The organism is Streptomyces sp. NBC_00250 (assembly GCF_036192275.1).
Classification (GTDB): domain Bacteria; phylum Actinomycetota; class Actinomycetes; order Streptomycetales; family Streptomycetaceae; genus Streptomyces.
Window position 1 is genome coordinate 2,530,421 of sequence record NZ_CP108088.1, and the last position, 13,820, is coordinate 2,544,240.

General features: G+C 70.8%; 11 protein-coding genes. 3 read left to right on the forward strand and 8 right to left on the reverse strand.

From position 1 onward, the window contains the following. Positions 1-7: 7 nt before the first annotated feature. Positions 8-1,075, reverse strand: coding sequence for a CobW family GTP-binding protein (locus OG259_RS11275; protein ID WP_328942159.1), 1,068 nt, complete (start codon positions 1,073-1,075; stop codon positions 8-10). 121 nt (positions 1,076-1,196) lie between these two features. Between OG259_RS11275 and OG259_RS11280 the strand changes: the two genes are divergently transcribed. Continuing rightward, positions 1,197-2,942 carry a sensor histidine kinase gene (locus OG259_RS11280; RefSeq protein WP_328942160.1) on the forward strand — a complete coding sequence of 582 codons (1,746 nt, stop codon included), beginning with the start codon at positions 1,197-1,199 and terminating at the stop codon, positions 2,940-2,942. Further along, positions 2,939-3,628, forward strand: a complete 690-nt coding sequence (locus tag OG259_RS11285) for a DUF7342 family protein (RefSeq protein ID WP_328942161.1) — start codon at positions 2,939-2,941, stop codon at positions 3,626-3,628. The genes OG259_RS11280 and OG259_RS11285 overlap by 4 nt, the downstream gene beginning before the upstream one ends. Before the next feature lie 52 nt (positions 3,629-3,680). On the opposite strand, the gene OG259_RS11290 is transcribed toward OG259_RS11285, so the two are convergent. From OG259_RS11290 to OG259_RS11310, 5 genes are all read right to left on the reverse strand, one after another. Next, the gene (locus tag OG259_RS11290; protein ID WP_328942162.1) at positions 3,681-5,273 is read right to left on the reverse strand and encodes a solute symporter family protein; all 1,593 of its coding nucleotides are present in this window, start codon (positions 5,271-5,273) and stop codon (positions 3,681-3,683) included. Further along, entirely contained in the window at positions 5,270-5,713 is a 444-nt protein-coding gene (locus OG259_RS11295; RefSeq protein ID WP_328947052.1) for a DUF485 domain-containing protein, read from the reverse strand. Before OG259_RS11295 ends, OG259_RS11290 begins: the two co-directional genes overlap by 4 nt. Positions 5,714-5,854: 141 nt before the next feature. Continuing rightward, positions 5,855-6,529 carry a response regulator gene (locus OG259_RS11300; protein WP_443052121.1) on the reverse strand — a complete coding sequence of 225 codons (675 nt, stop codon included), beginning with the start codon at positions 6,527-6,529 and terminating at the stop codon, positions 5,855-5,857. Positions 6,530-6,819: 290 nt separating this feature from the next. Next, on the reverse strand, positions 6,820-8,034 hold the full coding sequence (locus OG259_RS11305; protein WP_328942163.1) for a sensor histidine kinase: 1,215 nt from the start codon (positions 8,032-8,034) through the stop codon (positions 6,820-6,822). Positions 8,035-8,132: 98 nt separating this feature from the next. Then, positions 8,133-10,250, reverse strand: a complete 2,118-nt coding sequence (locus OG259_RS11310) for a DNA gyrase/topoisomerase IV subunit B (RefSeq protein ID WP_328942164.1) — start codon at positions 10,248-10,250, stop codon at positions 8,133-8,135. Between the two features lie 432 nt (positions 10,251-10,682). Here OG259_RS11310 and OG259_RS11315 point away from each other — a divergent pair, with 432 nt between their 5' ends. Continuing rightward, the gene (locus OG259_RS11315; RefSeq protein WP_189832487.1) at positions 10,683-10,913 is read left to right on the forward strand and encodes a DUF7455 domain-containing protein; all 231 of its coding nucleotides are present in this window, start codon (positions 10,683-10,685) and stop codon (positions 10,911-10,913) included. Between the two features lie 208 nt (positions 10,914-11,121). Here OG259_RS11315 and OG259_RS11320 read toward each other — a convergent pair whose 3' ends face one another. Beyond that, on the reverse strand, positions 11,122-11,940 hold the full coding sequence (locus tag OG259_RS11320; protein ID WP_328942165.1) for a S1 family serine peptidase: 819 nt from the start codon (positions 11,938-11,940) through the stop codon (positions 11,122-11,124). 168 nt (positions 11,941-12,108) lie between these two features. Beyond that, positions 12,109-13,656 (reverse strand): RNA polymerase sigma factor, encoded by a 1,548-nt coding sequence (locus OG259_RS11325; protein WP_328942166.1) that lies wholly within the window; start codon positions 13,654-13,656, stop codon positions 12,109-12,111. Positions 13,657-13,820: the final 164 nt, after the last annotated feature.

The window sequence follows — 13,820 nt, forward strand, 5'->3', positions numbered from 1 at the left end:
AGGCGTCCTACGGCGCCTCCGGCTCCTCCTCCGTCTGCTGTACGTACCGCAGGACGCCCCACATGCTGTGCTCGTCGGGGGCGTCCTGCGGGCCGTTCAGCTCACACTCCGCGAGCTCCTTGCGCAGGCCGGCCGCGTCGACGCCGGAGCCGATCAGGACGAGCTGGGTGAGCCGCTCCTCGCCCTCGGGCCACCGCTCGGGGTAGAAGCGCAGGAACCGGCCGACCGCGTGCACGGAGTAGCGGTTGTCCGGATCGGCGGCGCCGAAGTCGACGAAGCCCTTGATCCGGTAGAGGCCCTCGGGCCGCGCGTCGAGGAAGGCCATCAGCCGGCGCGGGTGGAGCGGGGTGGCAGCGGTCAGGGAGACCGTCTCGTACGACGTGTGGGTGTGGGCCCGCGGTCCGCCGTCCCCGTCCCCGTCCCCGTCCCCGTACAGGATGTCCTCGATGGACATCTGTCCCTCGATCTCCCCCTCGGGGACCACCCGGTCGAAGAGCAGCTCCGGGTCGATCCGTCCGTGGGTGGCATCGACGACCACGGCCTTCCCGGCGAGACCGCCCACCGTCTCGCGGACGGCGCGCAGCTCGGCCCCGGAGACCCGGTCGGCCTTGTTCACGATCACGAGGTCGGCGATCGGCAGGTGCCGGTCGGTCTCGGGGTGCCGCTCCCGCGTCGCGGAGAACTCGGCCGCGTCGACGACCTGGACGAGCCCGCCGTACACGATCCGCTCGTTCTCGCTGGCGAGGACCATCCGGACCAGTTCCTGCGGCTCGGCGAGGCCGCTCGCCTCGATCACGATCACGTCGAGCCGCGACTCGGGCCGGGTGAGGACCTCCAGGTACTCGTCGAGCTCGCTCGCGTCGACGGCGCAGCACAGGCAGCCGTTGCCGAGGGAGACGGTGGAGCCGACCTGTCCGGCGATCCGCATCGCGTCGATGCCGATGTCGCCGAAGTCGTTGACCATGACACCGATACGGGTGCCCCGGGCGCTGCGCAGCAGGTGGTTGAGGAGCGTGGTCTTCCCGGCGCCGAGAAACCCGGCCAGGACGACGACGGGGATCTGCTGCGTGGTCAAGGGACGTGCCTCCGGTTCCTTCGTTTCCCACGGCTGTGGGACCCCCAGCTTAGGTACCGGCACGGACACCCACGCGGACGTCATTTCCGGTCGCGGGGCGTGGCCCTTTACCGTTTCCGGCATGAGCCCCGCACAGACCAGCCCCCCGCGCCCCCGCGCGCGTCGTCGGCGGTTCGGGTGGCCCCAGCGGGTGTTCTCGCAGGTCCTGCTGATGCAGCTGGCCATCGCGACCGGTGTGACCGTCCTCGCCACCGGGCTCTTCCTGGCCCCGCTCAGCGCCCAGCTCGACGACCAGGCGATGCGCCGGGCCCTGGCCATCGCCGGGACCACCGCGTCCCCCCGCATGGCGGCGGACCTCACCGGAAGCCCGCCGTCCGCGCGGGGCCCGGTGCAGACGGAGGCCGAGCGGATCCGTACCTCCACCGGCGCCGAGTACGTCGTCGTCATGGACACGCGCGGGGTGCGCTGGTCGCACACCGATCCCGCCGCGATCGGCGGGCGCGTCTCCACCGATCCGAGCGACGTCCTCGCCGGGCACGAGGTGATGGAGATCGACAGCGGCACCCTGGGCCGCTCGGCGCGCGGCAAGATGCCGCTGCGGGACGCGGACGGGCGGATCGTCGGCGCGGTCTCCGTCGGCATCGAGTACGACAGCGTCCGCGACCGGCTGCTCGCCGCGATCCCGGGCCTCCTCGCCTACGCCGGCGGGGCGCTCGCGGCCGGCGCCGTGGCCGCGTACCTGATCTCCCGGCGCATCCAGCGGCAGACCCATGACCTGGCCTTCTCCGACATCTCGGCGCTGCTCGCCGAACGCGAGGCCATGCTGCACGGCATCCGCGAGGGGGTCGTGGCCCTGGACCGCAACGGCTCCGTACGGCTCATGAACGACGAGGCACAGCGGCTCCTCGGCCTCGGTCCCGAGGCGGCGGGCCGGCCGCTCGACGAGGTCCTCGGCCGGGGCCGTACCGCCGACGTCCTGGCGGGCCGGGTGACCGGCGACGACCTGGTCACGGTCCGGGGCCACCGGGTGCTCGTCGCCAACCGGATGCCGACGGACGACGGCGGCGCCGTGGCGACCCTGCGCGACCGCACGGAGCTGGAACGGCTCGGCCGCGAGCTGGACTCCACCCGGGGTCTGATCGACGCCCTGCGCGCCCAGGACCACGAGCACGCCAACCGGATGCACACCCTCCTGGGACTCCTGGAGCTGGAGATGCACGAGGAGGCGGTCGACTTCGTCACCGAGGTGGTCGGCGTGCACCGGGCCACCGCCGAGCAGGTCACGGAGAAGGTCCACGACCCGCTGCTCGCGGCGCTCCTGGTCGGCAAGGCGACCGTCGCCGCCGAGCGGGGCGCCTCCCTGCGGCTCACCTCCGACTCGCTGCTGCCGGACCGGCTCGTCGACCCGCGCGAACTGGTCACCGTCGTCGGCAACCTGGTCGACAACGCCCTGGACGCCGTCGCGGGCACCCCCGGCGCCCGTATCGACGTCTCCTTCCGCACCGAGGGGCGTACGGTCGTCCTGCGGGTCACGGACAGCGGCCCGGGGGTTCCCGAGGAGCGCCGCGAGCTGATCTTCACCGAGGGCTGGTCGACGAAGGCGCTTCCGTCGCACGGAAAGCGCGGCCTCGGCCTCGCCCTGGTGCGCCGGCTCGCCGAGCGCCGGGGCGGCACCGCGCGGGTGACCGGCGGGCCGAACGGGGGCGCCGAGTTCACCGTCGTCCTCCCGGACGCCCTGACCGAGCCGGAACCCGACCCGGACGTGACCGCCGAAGCGCCGCGGCCAGGTCCGCTTCCCGACCCGGACGTGACTGCCGGCGCGCCGCGGCCAGGTCCGCTTCCCGAGCCCGTCGAGGAGGCACGATGATCGACGTCCTCGTCGTGGACGACGACGTGCTGGTCGCGCGGATCAACGCCGCCTACGTCACCAAGGTGCCCGGCTTCCGCGTCGCCGCCACCGCCCACTCGACCGCCGAAGCACTCGCCGCCCTGGACGAGCATCCGGTGGATCTGATCCTCCTCGACCACTACCTGCCGGACGAGAACGGGCTCGCGGCCGTACGGGAACTCCGGGCGCGCGGCCACCAGTGCGACGTGATCATGGTCACGGCGGCCCGGGACGTGGCCACGGTGCAGGCGGCTATGCGGCACGGCGCCCTCCAGTACCTGGTCAAGCCGTTCAACTTCGCCGGGCTGCGCGCCAAGCTGGAGGCGTACGCGACGCTCCGCAGCACCCTGGAGAGCGGGGGCGAGGCCGAGCAGGCCGAGGTGGACCGGATCTTCGGGGTCCTGTCGGCGGGCACCGTCGCCCCGGACCTGCCCAAGGGGCACTCCCCCACGACGGCCGAGCTGGTCCGCCAGGTGCTGCTCGCCGCCGACGGTCCGCTGTCCGCGCAGGAGATCGCCGAGCGGGCCGGCGTCAGCCGTCAGACCGCCCAGCGCTACCTCAAACTCCTCGAACGCACCGGCCGGGTCCGTCTCTCGCTCCGGTACGGCGAGACGGGCCGACCCGAGCACCGCTACGCCTGGGCAGCCTCCCCGCAGGCCGGCTGACACGTCCGCGCCGGGACCCTCCGGGACTCGGGCCGGTCCGCGTCGGGACCCGTCAGGCGGCGCCCGCGCCGGTCAGCGCCCGGACCTCGGTCTCGGCGTGCCGTGCCTCGTCGGGCGGCTCGGTCGAGGTGACCGTGCCGATCCAGCCGGCGAGGAAGCCGAGCGGGATGGAGACCACGCCCGGGTTCTGCAGCTGGAAGAGGTGGAAGTCGACGCCGGGGAACATCGATTCGGGACTGCCGGACACGACCGGCGAGACGAGCACGAGCAGCACCGCCGGGACCAGGCCGCCGTACACCGACCAGACCGCGCCCCGGGTGGTGAACTTCCGCCAGAACAGCGAGTACAGCAGCACCGGCAGATTGGCGGAGGCCGCGACCGCGAAGGCCAGCCCGACGAGGAAGGCCACGTTGAGGTCGCGCGCGAGCAGCCCGAGGCCGATGGCGGCCGCCCCGATCCCCGCGGCGGCGACCCTGGCCACGGTCACCTCGCTGTACTGCTTCGCGTGCCGGCGCCGCAACGATGCGTACAGATCGTGGGCGACGGAGGCCGAGGAGGCCAGCGTGATCCCCGCGACGACGGCGAGGATCGTCGCGAAGGCCACGGCCGCGACGATCGCGAAGAGCACGGTGCCGCCGGTGGAGCCCGCGCCGCCGCCGAGGTCGAGGGCGAGCAGCGGTACGGCGGTGTTCCCGGACGCGTTGGAGGCGCGGACCTCGTCGGGGCCGATCAGGGCGGCCGCGCCGAAGCCGAGCACGATGGTCATCAGATAGAAGCTGCCGATGAGCCCGATGGACCAGACGACGGAGCGTCGGGCGGCCCGGGCGGTCGGCACGGTGTAGAAGCGCGACAGGATGTGGGGCAGTCCCGCCGTACCCAGGACCAGTGCCACGCCGAGGCTGATGAAGTCGAGGCGGGCCGTCCAGTCCCCGCCGTAGCGGAGCCCGGGGGCGAGGAAGTCCAGGCCGTGGCCACTGCGTTCGGCGGCGGTGGAGAGCAGGCCGTTCACATCGCCGTGGAAGCGGAGCAGGACGAGGACGGTGAGCGCGATCGTGCCCGCCATGAGCAGGACCGCCTTGACGATCTGGATCCAGGTGGTGGCCCGCATGCCGCCGAGCGACACGTAGATCACCATCAGCGCGCCGACGCCGATCACGGTCCATGAGCGGGCCGCCTCGCTGGTGCCGCCCAGGAGCAGGGCCACCAGGCTTCCGGCGCCCACCATCTGGGCCACGAGGTACAGCACGGAGACGGCCACCGAGGACGTTCCGGCGGCGATCCGCACCGGGCGCTCGGCCATCCGCGCGGCGACGACGTCGGCCAGTGTGAACCGTCCGCAGTTGCGGACCAGTTCGGCCACGAGCAGCAGGACGACCAGCCAGGCGACCAGGAATCCGACGGAGTACAGCATGCCGTCGTAGCCGTAGAGCGCGATCAGCCCGGAGATGCCGAGGAAGGAGGCCGCGGACATGTAGTCGCCCGCGATGGCGAATCCGTTCTCCAGGGGAGAGAAGAGCCTGCCCCCGGCGTAGAACTCCTCCGCCGAGCCGCGCCGGTTGCGGCTCACCCAGGTGGTGATCCCCAGGGTGACGGCGATGAAGACGCTGAACAGCACGAGCGCCAGGGTCTGGTGGTCTCCGGTCACGGCTGCGCCACCCCTCGGGTCATCTCCTGGGTGTCCCAGCGCAGTTCGAGCGCGGCCCGGTCCCTGCGCAGCCGCGCGTGGCGCGCGTACGCCCAGGTCAGCAGGAAGGTGGTGAGGAACTGCCCGAGCCCCGCGACCATCGCCACGTTCACCACCCCGGCGACCGGCCGGGCCATCAGGCCGGGTGCGGCGGTCGCCGCCACGACATAGGCGAGGTACCAGAGGAGGAAGGCGAGGGCGGCCGGGAAGACGAACCGGCGGTAGCGGCTGCGCACCTCCTGGAAGGCGGGGCTCCGCTGCACTTCCAGATAGATCTCCGCCGCGCTGTGGACCCGCTGTCGCGGCACCGCGCCGGGCCGGCCGTCGCCGGGGCCCCCGGCCCCCGTCCGCTCGTCCCGGCCGGAGGCCGTCGCGTCGTTCCAGGGGTCGTCGACCGGCATCGCCGAAGCGTCGAGCCCCTCCTGCTTGTCCACCTGCTCCACCGGCCAACTCTCCTTGACAAGCGAACCGTTTCGGCCGCGTGCCCAAGGATGGACAGAGCGGGAAGATCCCGGACTCTTCTCCTCCTGCTGTTCACCCCATCAGGTGACTCTCCGCCCAGGTGCCCTGACCAGACCGTGCTGATATGCGTACCGCACGGCCTGCGCCCGGTCGCGCACCCCCGTCTTGGCGAAGAGGTTGTTGATATGGGTCTTCACCGTGGCCGTGGAGATCCGCAACCGCACGGCGATCTCCTGGTTGGAGAGCCCGTCGGCGACCAGCACGAGCACCTCCGTCTCCCGCTCCGTGAGCCCGTCGGCCTCCGGGGCCAAGGGCCCGGCGGCGGCACCCGGCTGCGCCGACCGCGGTCCGGGACCTCCCGACGGCTCCGCCCACTCGGGACGCTCCCCCCGTTCCAACAGCTGCTCCAGCAACCGCCGCTGCACCGTGGGGGAAAGCCCCGCCCGCCCATCGGTCACGTCCCTCAGGGCCCGTACGATCTCGTCCCCGCCCGCGTCCTTGGTCAGGTAGCCCCGCGCTCCCGCCCGCAGCGCGGGGAACAGCGACTCGTCGTCGGCGTACGTGGTGAGCACCACGATCTCCGTCCCGGAGTACAGCTCGCGGATCCGGCGGGTGGCCTCGACGCCGTCGCAACGGGGCATCCGCAGATCCATCAGGACCACGTCGGGCTCCAGTTCGGCGGTCAGCGCGACCGCTTCCTCCCCGTCCCGGGCCGCCCCCACGGCCTCGACCCCGGGAAGCAACCCGAGCAGCATCACGATGCCCTCCCGCACGACGGCCTGATCATCAGCGACCACCACCCGAATCACCCGAGCCTTCCCGGGAGCACCGGCGCTCTCCGGCGCGGAGAGACCCCCGGGCACACCGGAATCCCGAGTGGACGGACCCCCCTGCCCACGGTCGGGGCCCTCCTGCCCACGGTCAGCACCCTCCTGACCGTGGTCGGCCCTCTCCGGGCCGCCGTCTGCCCTCTGCTCGACGTGGTCGGGGCCCTCCTGACCGCGGTCGACCTTCTCCGGGCCGCCGTCTGCCCTCTGCCGGCCGCTCATGCCGGCACCCGCAGCCGCACCGCGAACCCCTGGCCCTCCGGCCCCGCGTCCAGGCTGCCGCCCAGCAGTTCGGCACGCTCCCTCATGCCGCGCAGCCCGTATCCGGAGCCGGAGGAGCCGAGCTCGTACCCGTCGGGACCGCCCTCTGCCGTCGGAGGTGGCCCGGAGTCACATATCTCCAGGGAGATCCGGTCCACCTCGTAGGCGAGCCGGATCCGGGTCCGGGCTCCCGGGGCGTGCTTGCGGACATTGGTGAGAGCCTCCTGTGCCACTCGTCGTACTGCCTGGGACGCTTCGGCGGGCAGGTCCCGGCGCTCGCCCGTGACGTCGACCTGGGCGCGGTCCTCCCGTGCCAGGTCCCGCAGGTAGTCCTCTACGGGCACCATGTCACCGCGCAGCGCCGACAGCGCGTGCCGGGTCTCGGCGAGGCCTTCCTTGGCCATGGAGCGGGCCGAGGTAACGAGCTTGAGGATCTCCGACCTCTCCGATCCCGACTCGATCTGGAGCCGTGCGACCTCCAGATGCACCATCTGCGCGGAGAGGCTGTGCGCGAGCACGTCGTGTATCTCGCGGGCGATCCTGGCCCGCTCGGCGAGCGCCGCCGAAGCGGCCTCGGCCTCCCGGGCGAGTCGCTCCTGGGCGAGCAGCTGGAACCCCGCACCGCGGGCCTGGGCGTCCAGCCGGAGTGAGTAACCAGCGAGAAGCACGGCCGCGGTGGTGACACCCGCTCCGAGTATCCCGGTCTCGTCGGCCTCCACGAAGCCGGTGACGAGCACCGCCACGGTGGCGAGGCCGACCGGAAGCGGCAGTCGCTCCATCGCCATGACCGAGACGACTATCCACATCACGGTCGCGGACGTCGGAGCGCCGGCCGCGTAGGCCCCGAGACCACAGAGAGCTATCACCGCCAGGAGCCCCAGCGAGGCCGGCAGCCGGTGGCCCAAGGTCGTGTGGTGGTAGGCCAGGGCGGCCATCACACAGAGCCCGAACCCGATCGGAGGCACGGGCGCGTACCAACCGTCGAAAGCCCCCGAGGTGTAGCAGCCGCTCAGTACCCAGACGCTCAGGCCCGCGATCAGGCAGTAGTCGAGGACGATGCGCCCCCGGGGTACTCCCAGGCGGGTGAGCGCCTCCCGTGACGGCCAGGCCTTCCAGGAACCCCCCAGGGCCTCACCACTCCTCGTGCGCGCTCGGTCGCGCGTCTCCTCCATGTCCGTCCCCCTCCGACATTTCCCATGTTACGGAGAGTCGCCGGACGTGTGATCGGCCCGTGGGTGGAGCGTTCTGCTCCACCCACGGGTGGAGCGCCTCAGGCGTCGATGCGCGAGCGGTCGAGGGTCGCCGCGGAGCCGGTGATGAACTCCTTGCGGGGCGCCACGTCGTTGCCCATGAGGAGGTCGAAGACCTGCTCCGCCGCGTCCAGGTCGCCGATGTTGATCCGGCGCAGGGTGCGGTGACGCGGGTCCATCGTGGTCTCCGCGAGCTGGTCGGCGTCCATCTCGCCCAGGCCCTTGTAGCGCTGGATGGAGTCCTTGTAGCGGACCCCCTTGCGCTGGTACTCGAGCAGAGTCTGGCGCAGCTCGTTGTCGGAGTACGTGTAGACGTACTTGTCCTGGCCCTTCTTGGGCTGGACGAGCTCGATCCGGTGCAGCGGGGGCACGGCGGCGAAGACCCGCCCGGCCTCGACCATCGGCCGCATGTAGCGCTGGAAGAGCGTCAGCAGCAGACAGCGGATGTGGGCGCCGTCGACGTCGGCGTCGACCAGCAGGACGATCTTCCCGTAGCGGGCCGCGTCGATGTCGAAGGTGCGGCCCGAGCCCGCTCCTATGACCTGGATGATCGCCCCGCACTCGGCGTTCTTCAGCATGTCCGAGACGGACGACTTCTGGACGTTGAGGATCTTGCCGCGGATCGGCAGCAGGGCCTGGAACTCGCTGTTGCGGGCGAGCTTGGCCGTACCGAGGGCCGAGTCGCCCTCGACGATGAAGAGCTCGCTGCGCTCCACGTCGTCGCTGCGGCAGTCGGCCAGCTTGGCCGGCAGCGAGGAGGACTCGAGCGCGGTCTTCCGGCGCTGCGCGTCCTTGTGCTGGCGGGCCGCGATCCGGGTACGGGCGGCGGCTACGGCCTTGTCCAGGACGGCACGGGCCTGCGCCTTGGCGTCCCGCTTGGTGGAGGTGAGGAAGGCCTTGAGCTCCTTGGCGACCACGTTCGCCACGATCCGGCGGGCCGCGGACGTGCCGAGGACCTCCTTGGTCTGCCCCTCGAACTGCGGCTCGGCGAGGCGGACCGTCACGACGGCCGTGAGCCCTTCCAGGGCGTCGTCCTTGACGATGTCGTCCTCGGCGACGCGCAGCATCTTCGCCGAGCGCAGGACCTCGTTCACCGTCTTGGTGATGGCCTGCTCGAATCCCGAGACGTGGGTGCCGCCCTTGGGGGTGGCGATGATGTTGACGAAGGACTTGACCGTCGAGTCGTAGCCGGTGCCCCAGCGCAGGGCGACGTCGACGGCGAGCTCGCGGGTGACCTCGGTCGGGGTCATGTGGCCCCGCTCGTCGAGGACCGGGACGGTCTCCTTGAAGGTGCCCTGGCCGGTGAGGCGCTGGATGTCGCAGACGGCCTTGTCCTGCGCGAGGTACTCGCAGAACTCGCTGATGCCGCCGTCGAAGCGGAAGGTCTCCTCGCTCTTGCCGATCCCCGCCAGGTCCCGCTCGTCGCGGACGACGATGGTGAGGCCGGGGACGAGGAAGGCGGTCTGCCGGGCGCGCTGGTGCAGCGTCTCCAGGGAGAGCTTGGCGTCCTTGAGGAAGATCTGCCGGTCCGCCCAGTAGCGCACCCGCGTACCGGTGCGGGTCTTGGGGACGCGCTTGCCCTTGAGCAGGCCGTTGCCCGGATCGAAGGGGCTGTCGGGGCCCTGCTCCGTGAAGATGCCCGGGACGCCACGGCGGAAGCTGATCGTGTGCGTGGCGCTGTTCCGGTCGACCTCGACGTCGAGACGGGCCGAGAGGGCGTTGACCACGGAGGCGCCGACGCCGTGCAGACCGCCGGACGCGGCGTACGATCCGCCGCCGAACTTTCCGCCGGCGTGCAGCTTGGTCATGACGACCTCGACTCCGGAGAGTCCGGTCTTCGGCTCGACGTCGACCGGGATGCCCCGGCCGTTGTCCTGGACCTCCACGGATCCGTCGTCGTGGAGGATGACCTCGATGTGGTCGCAGTAGCCCCCGAGGGCCTCGTCGACCGAGTTGTCGATGATCTCCCAGATGCAGTGCATCAGGCCGCGGCTGTCGGTGGACCCGATGTACATACCGGGGCGCTTGCGGACCGCTTCGAGCCCTTCGAGTACGAGCAGGTGCCGCGCGGTGTAGTTGGAAGCGTCACGGTCTGCGGTCAGCAGCGCACTGGACGGCACGGACGTTTCGGCGGTCACGCGGTTCGCTCCTCGCTGAATTTGAAATCTGGCCCGATGGGGTAAGGCCCGGCGTCGGTCACCGGTCAGAGGGTACCGATGCCTGGTAGAGCCGTTGTCACGCCACCCTCCCCGATTCCTCATGCTAGTCCAGCGTCGTATGGATGTTCGATCCCTCGATGGGGTGACGCGAACATCACGTTCCCTTCCAGGCATGAACCATTTAGGCTCCGGGCACGTCCTCATCAACAACCGGCAACCACGCCGGGAGGACTGACCGACACAAGCAACGCGAAATCCGTAGAGCGACGCAATACGGCTCATTCGCCGCCAACCGGCAGCAGACAGCCACCTCGGAAGAAGTTTCAAGGAAAAGCCGCGAGCGGGAACGTTTTCGGCCTGGTTGGATGTTGACCCTGGTACGACAGCTCGTCGAGCTAGAGAAGAGGCGACGTGACTACTGTTCTGACCCCCGCGAGCCCCCTGACGGCCGCTGACCGCTGCGACCGCTGCGGCGCCCAGGCATACCTGCGTGTTGTCCTGACCAGCGGAGGTGACTTGCTCTTCTGCGCCCACCACGGACGTAAGTTCGAGCCGGAACTCAAGAAGATCGCCGTTGAGATACAGGATGAGACGGACCGCCTGACGGACGTGCCGGCCCGCACGATGGGCGACGACCACTGACGCCTCGCATCCACGACGAGCCCAGATCCGGCCACTGACCGGACTTCGGGCGGCCACCCCCGCATTCCGAGGGGAGTGGCCGCCCGTTCTCGTATCCCGCGCGTCCTGGACCGATCACCGCCGGGACCCGGCAGCGGGCCCGACCGGCGGGCCTGGCCGGAGAACCCGGCCAGAACCCCTGGTCAGAGGCCCCGATCAGCGGCGCTGATCAGAAGCGCGCCGGCAGCACCGCCGAGACTCGGGTGTACACACCCGGGTTCTCCGCCTGCCCGCAACCGCTGCCCCAGGACACCAGGCCGACGAGCAGCCCCTTCGCCACGAGCGGGCCTCCGCTGTCCCCCTGGCACGCGTCCTTGCCGCCCTGCGGGTCGCCCGCGCACAGCATCGTGTCGCTCCGGTACGGGACGCCGAATCCGCCCGGGTACGCCCGCTCGCACGCGCTGTCCGGCAGCACCTGGACCCGCGCCGTCCGCAGCGTGGAGGCATAGGTCCCGCTGCCGGTCGTGTCACCCCAGCCGTAGACGTCCGCCTCCGTACCGGGCGTGTACGCCGCGTCTCCCGCACGAGCGACGCCGATCACGTAGGACTGCGGCAGAGCGCTGACGAGCGTCAGGACCGCGAGATCGCCCGAGTTGGTCGTCGGGTCGTAGTCGGGATTGACCCAGGTGTCCGAGATCCGCACCTCCTGGCCGCCCTGCCCGCCCAGCGCGGCCCGGCCCGCGATGACGACGAAGTCGCGCACCTCCCACGGCTCGCCGCCGAGCACCTCGCGGCCCAGGCAGTGGGCCGCCGTGAGCACCTTGGTCGGCGCCACGAGCACGCCCCCGCAGAACTGCCCCGCGCGCGTACCCCCGAACCGGTCACGGCTGGACAGTGCCACGACCCACGGCGCGTCGGCGATCTGGGCCTGCCGGCCGCCCACCACGACGCTGTCGGCGGCCACGGGTGCGGCAGTGGCCAGCTGCCCCGCCGCCGCTGCGATCAGGCCCAGAGCACCCGTCAATGCTCGGGTGAGGGAACCACGCATGGAGCCTCCTGACTCTCCGGTGATGTCGGTTCACCCAGCGTCCAACACGCGACCGCGCCGTGCACCCCCGCACAGCCGGAGGGCCCGGCTCCCCCTCGGGGAACCGGGCCCTTCCGCGTACCGCTCCATGCCTCGTGTCCGCAGCTCGCACGGACGTCGGGATACGGATCAGTCGAGGTAGTCGCGCAGCACCTGCGAACGCGACGGGTGACGCAGCTTCGACATCGTCTTCGACTCGATCTGACGGATCCGCTCGCGGGTCACGCCGTAGACCTTGCCGATCTCGTCCAGCGTCTTCGGCTGGCCGTCGGTGAGACCGAAGCGCATCGAGACGACGCCGGCCTCACGCTCGGAGAGCGTGTCGAGCACCGAGTGCAGCTGCTCCTGGAGGAGCGTGAAGCTCACCGCGTCGGCCGGAACGACCGCCTCGGAGTCCTCGATCAGGTCGCCGAACTCGCTGTCGCCGTCCTCACCCAGCGGGGTGTGGAGGGAGATCGGCTCGCGGCCGTACTTCTGGACCTCGATGACCTTCTCAGGGGTCATGTCGAGCTCCTTGGCCAGCTCCTCCGGGGTGGGCTCACGGCCCAGGTCCTGGAGCATCTGGCGCTGCACGCGCGCGAGCTTGTTGATGACCTCGACCATGTGCACCGGGATACGGATGGTGCGGGCCTGGTCGGCCATGGCGCGGGTGATCGCCTGACGGATCCACCAGGTGGCGTACGTGGAGAACTTGTAGCCCTTGGTGTAGTCGAACTTCTCGACCGCGCGGATCAGACCCAGGTTGCCCTCCTGGATCAGGTCCAGGAAGAGCATGCCGCGGCCGGTGTAGCGCTTGGCCAGGGAGACCACCAGACGGAGGTTGGCCTCCAGGAGGTGGTTCTTGGCGCGGCGGCCGTCCTCGGCGATGATCTCCAGCTCGCGCTTGAGCTTCGGCGCGAGCTTGTCCGAGTTGGCGAGCTTGTCCTCGGCGAACAGGCCGGCCTCGATGCGCTTGGCGAGCTCGACCTCCTGCTCGGCGTTGAGGAGCGGGACCTTGCCGATCTGCTTCAGGTAGTCCTTGACCGGGTCGGCGGTGGCACCGGCGACGGCGACCTGCTGCGCCGGAGCGTCGTCCTCGTCCTCGTCGGACAGGACGAAGCCCTTGCTCTCGCCCTCGGTCTCTTCTTCCTCGCCCTTGCCGGGCGCGACGTCCTCGAGCAGCTCTTCGCCCTCGACGATCTCGTCGGCGTCCTTCTTGGACGTGGTCTTCTTTGCCGCCGTCTTCTTCGCGACGGTCTTCTTGGCCACCGTCTTCTTGGCGACGGTCTTCTTCGCGGCCGCCTTCTTGGCGGCGGATCCGGCCTCGTCGGCCGGGTCTGCGCCCTCTGCCGCGGAGGCCGTGGCGGCCGTGACGGTCGTCTTCGTCACGGTCGTCCTGGCGGTGACGGTCTTGGTGGCGGTGCGCTTGGCCGGGCTCTTCGCTGCGACGCTCTTGCGGGCGCGCTTCGGCGACTCCGCTGCACTGACCATCAGCGTCACACCCTCTTCCTCGAGGATCTGATTGAGGCTGCGCAGAACATTCTTCCACTGGGTTGGCGGAATCTGGTCAGCCTCGAAGGCCCGACGCACGTCATCGCCGGCGATCTGCCCATCAGCCTTTCCCCGCTCGATGAGCGCCATCACAGACTCGGACTCGGCGATCTCCGGCGGGAGCGTACGGGATGTGCTGGCCGACACGAACAACCTCTCGGAACGATGGAAACGGCTTCCGGCCCCGCCCGGGATCGGGCTGGAGCCGACGACCGTCGACGGGGAATGTGCCGACGGCGCGGGCTGGACCGGGGAACTGCACAGCGCCTCCATCGGCTGCTGTATTCCTTCCTCGGCTGTCACCTCTTAGG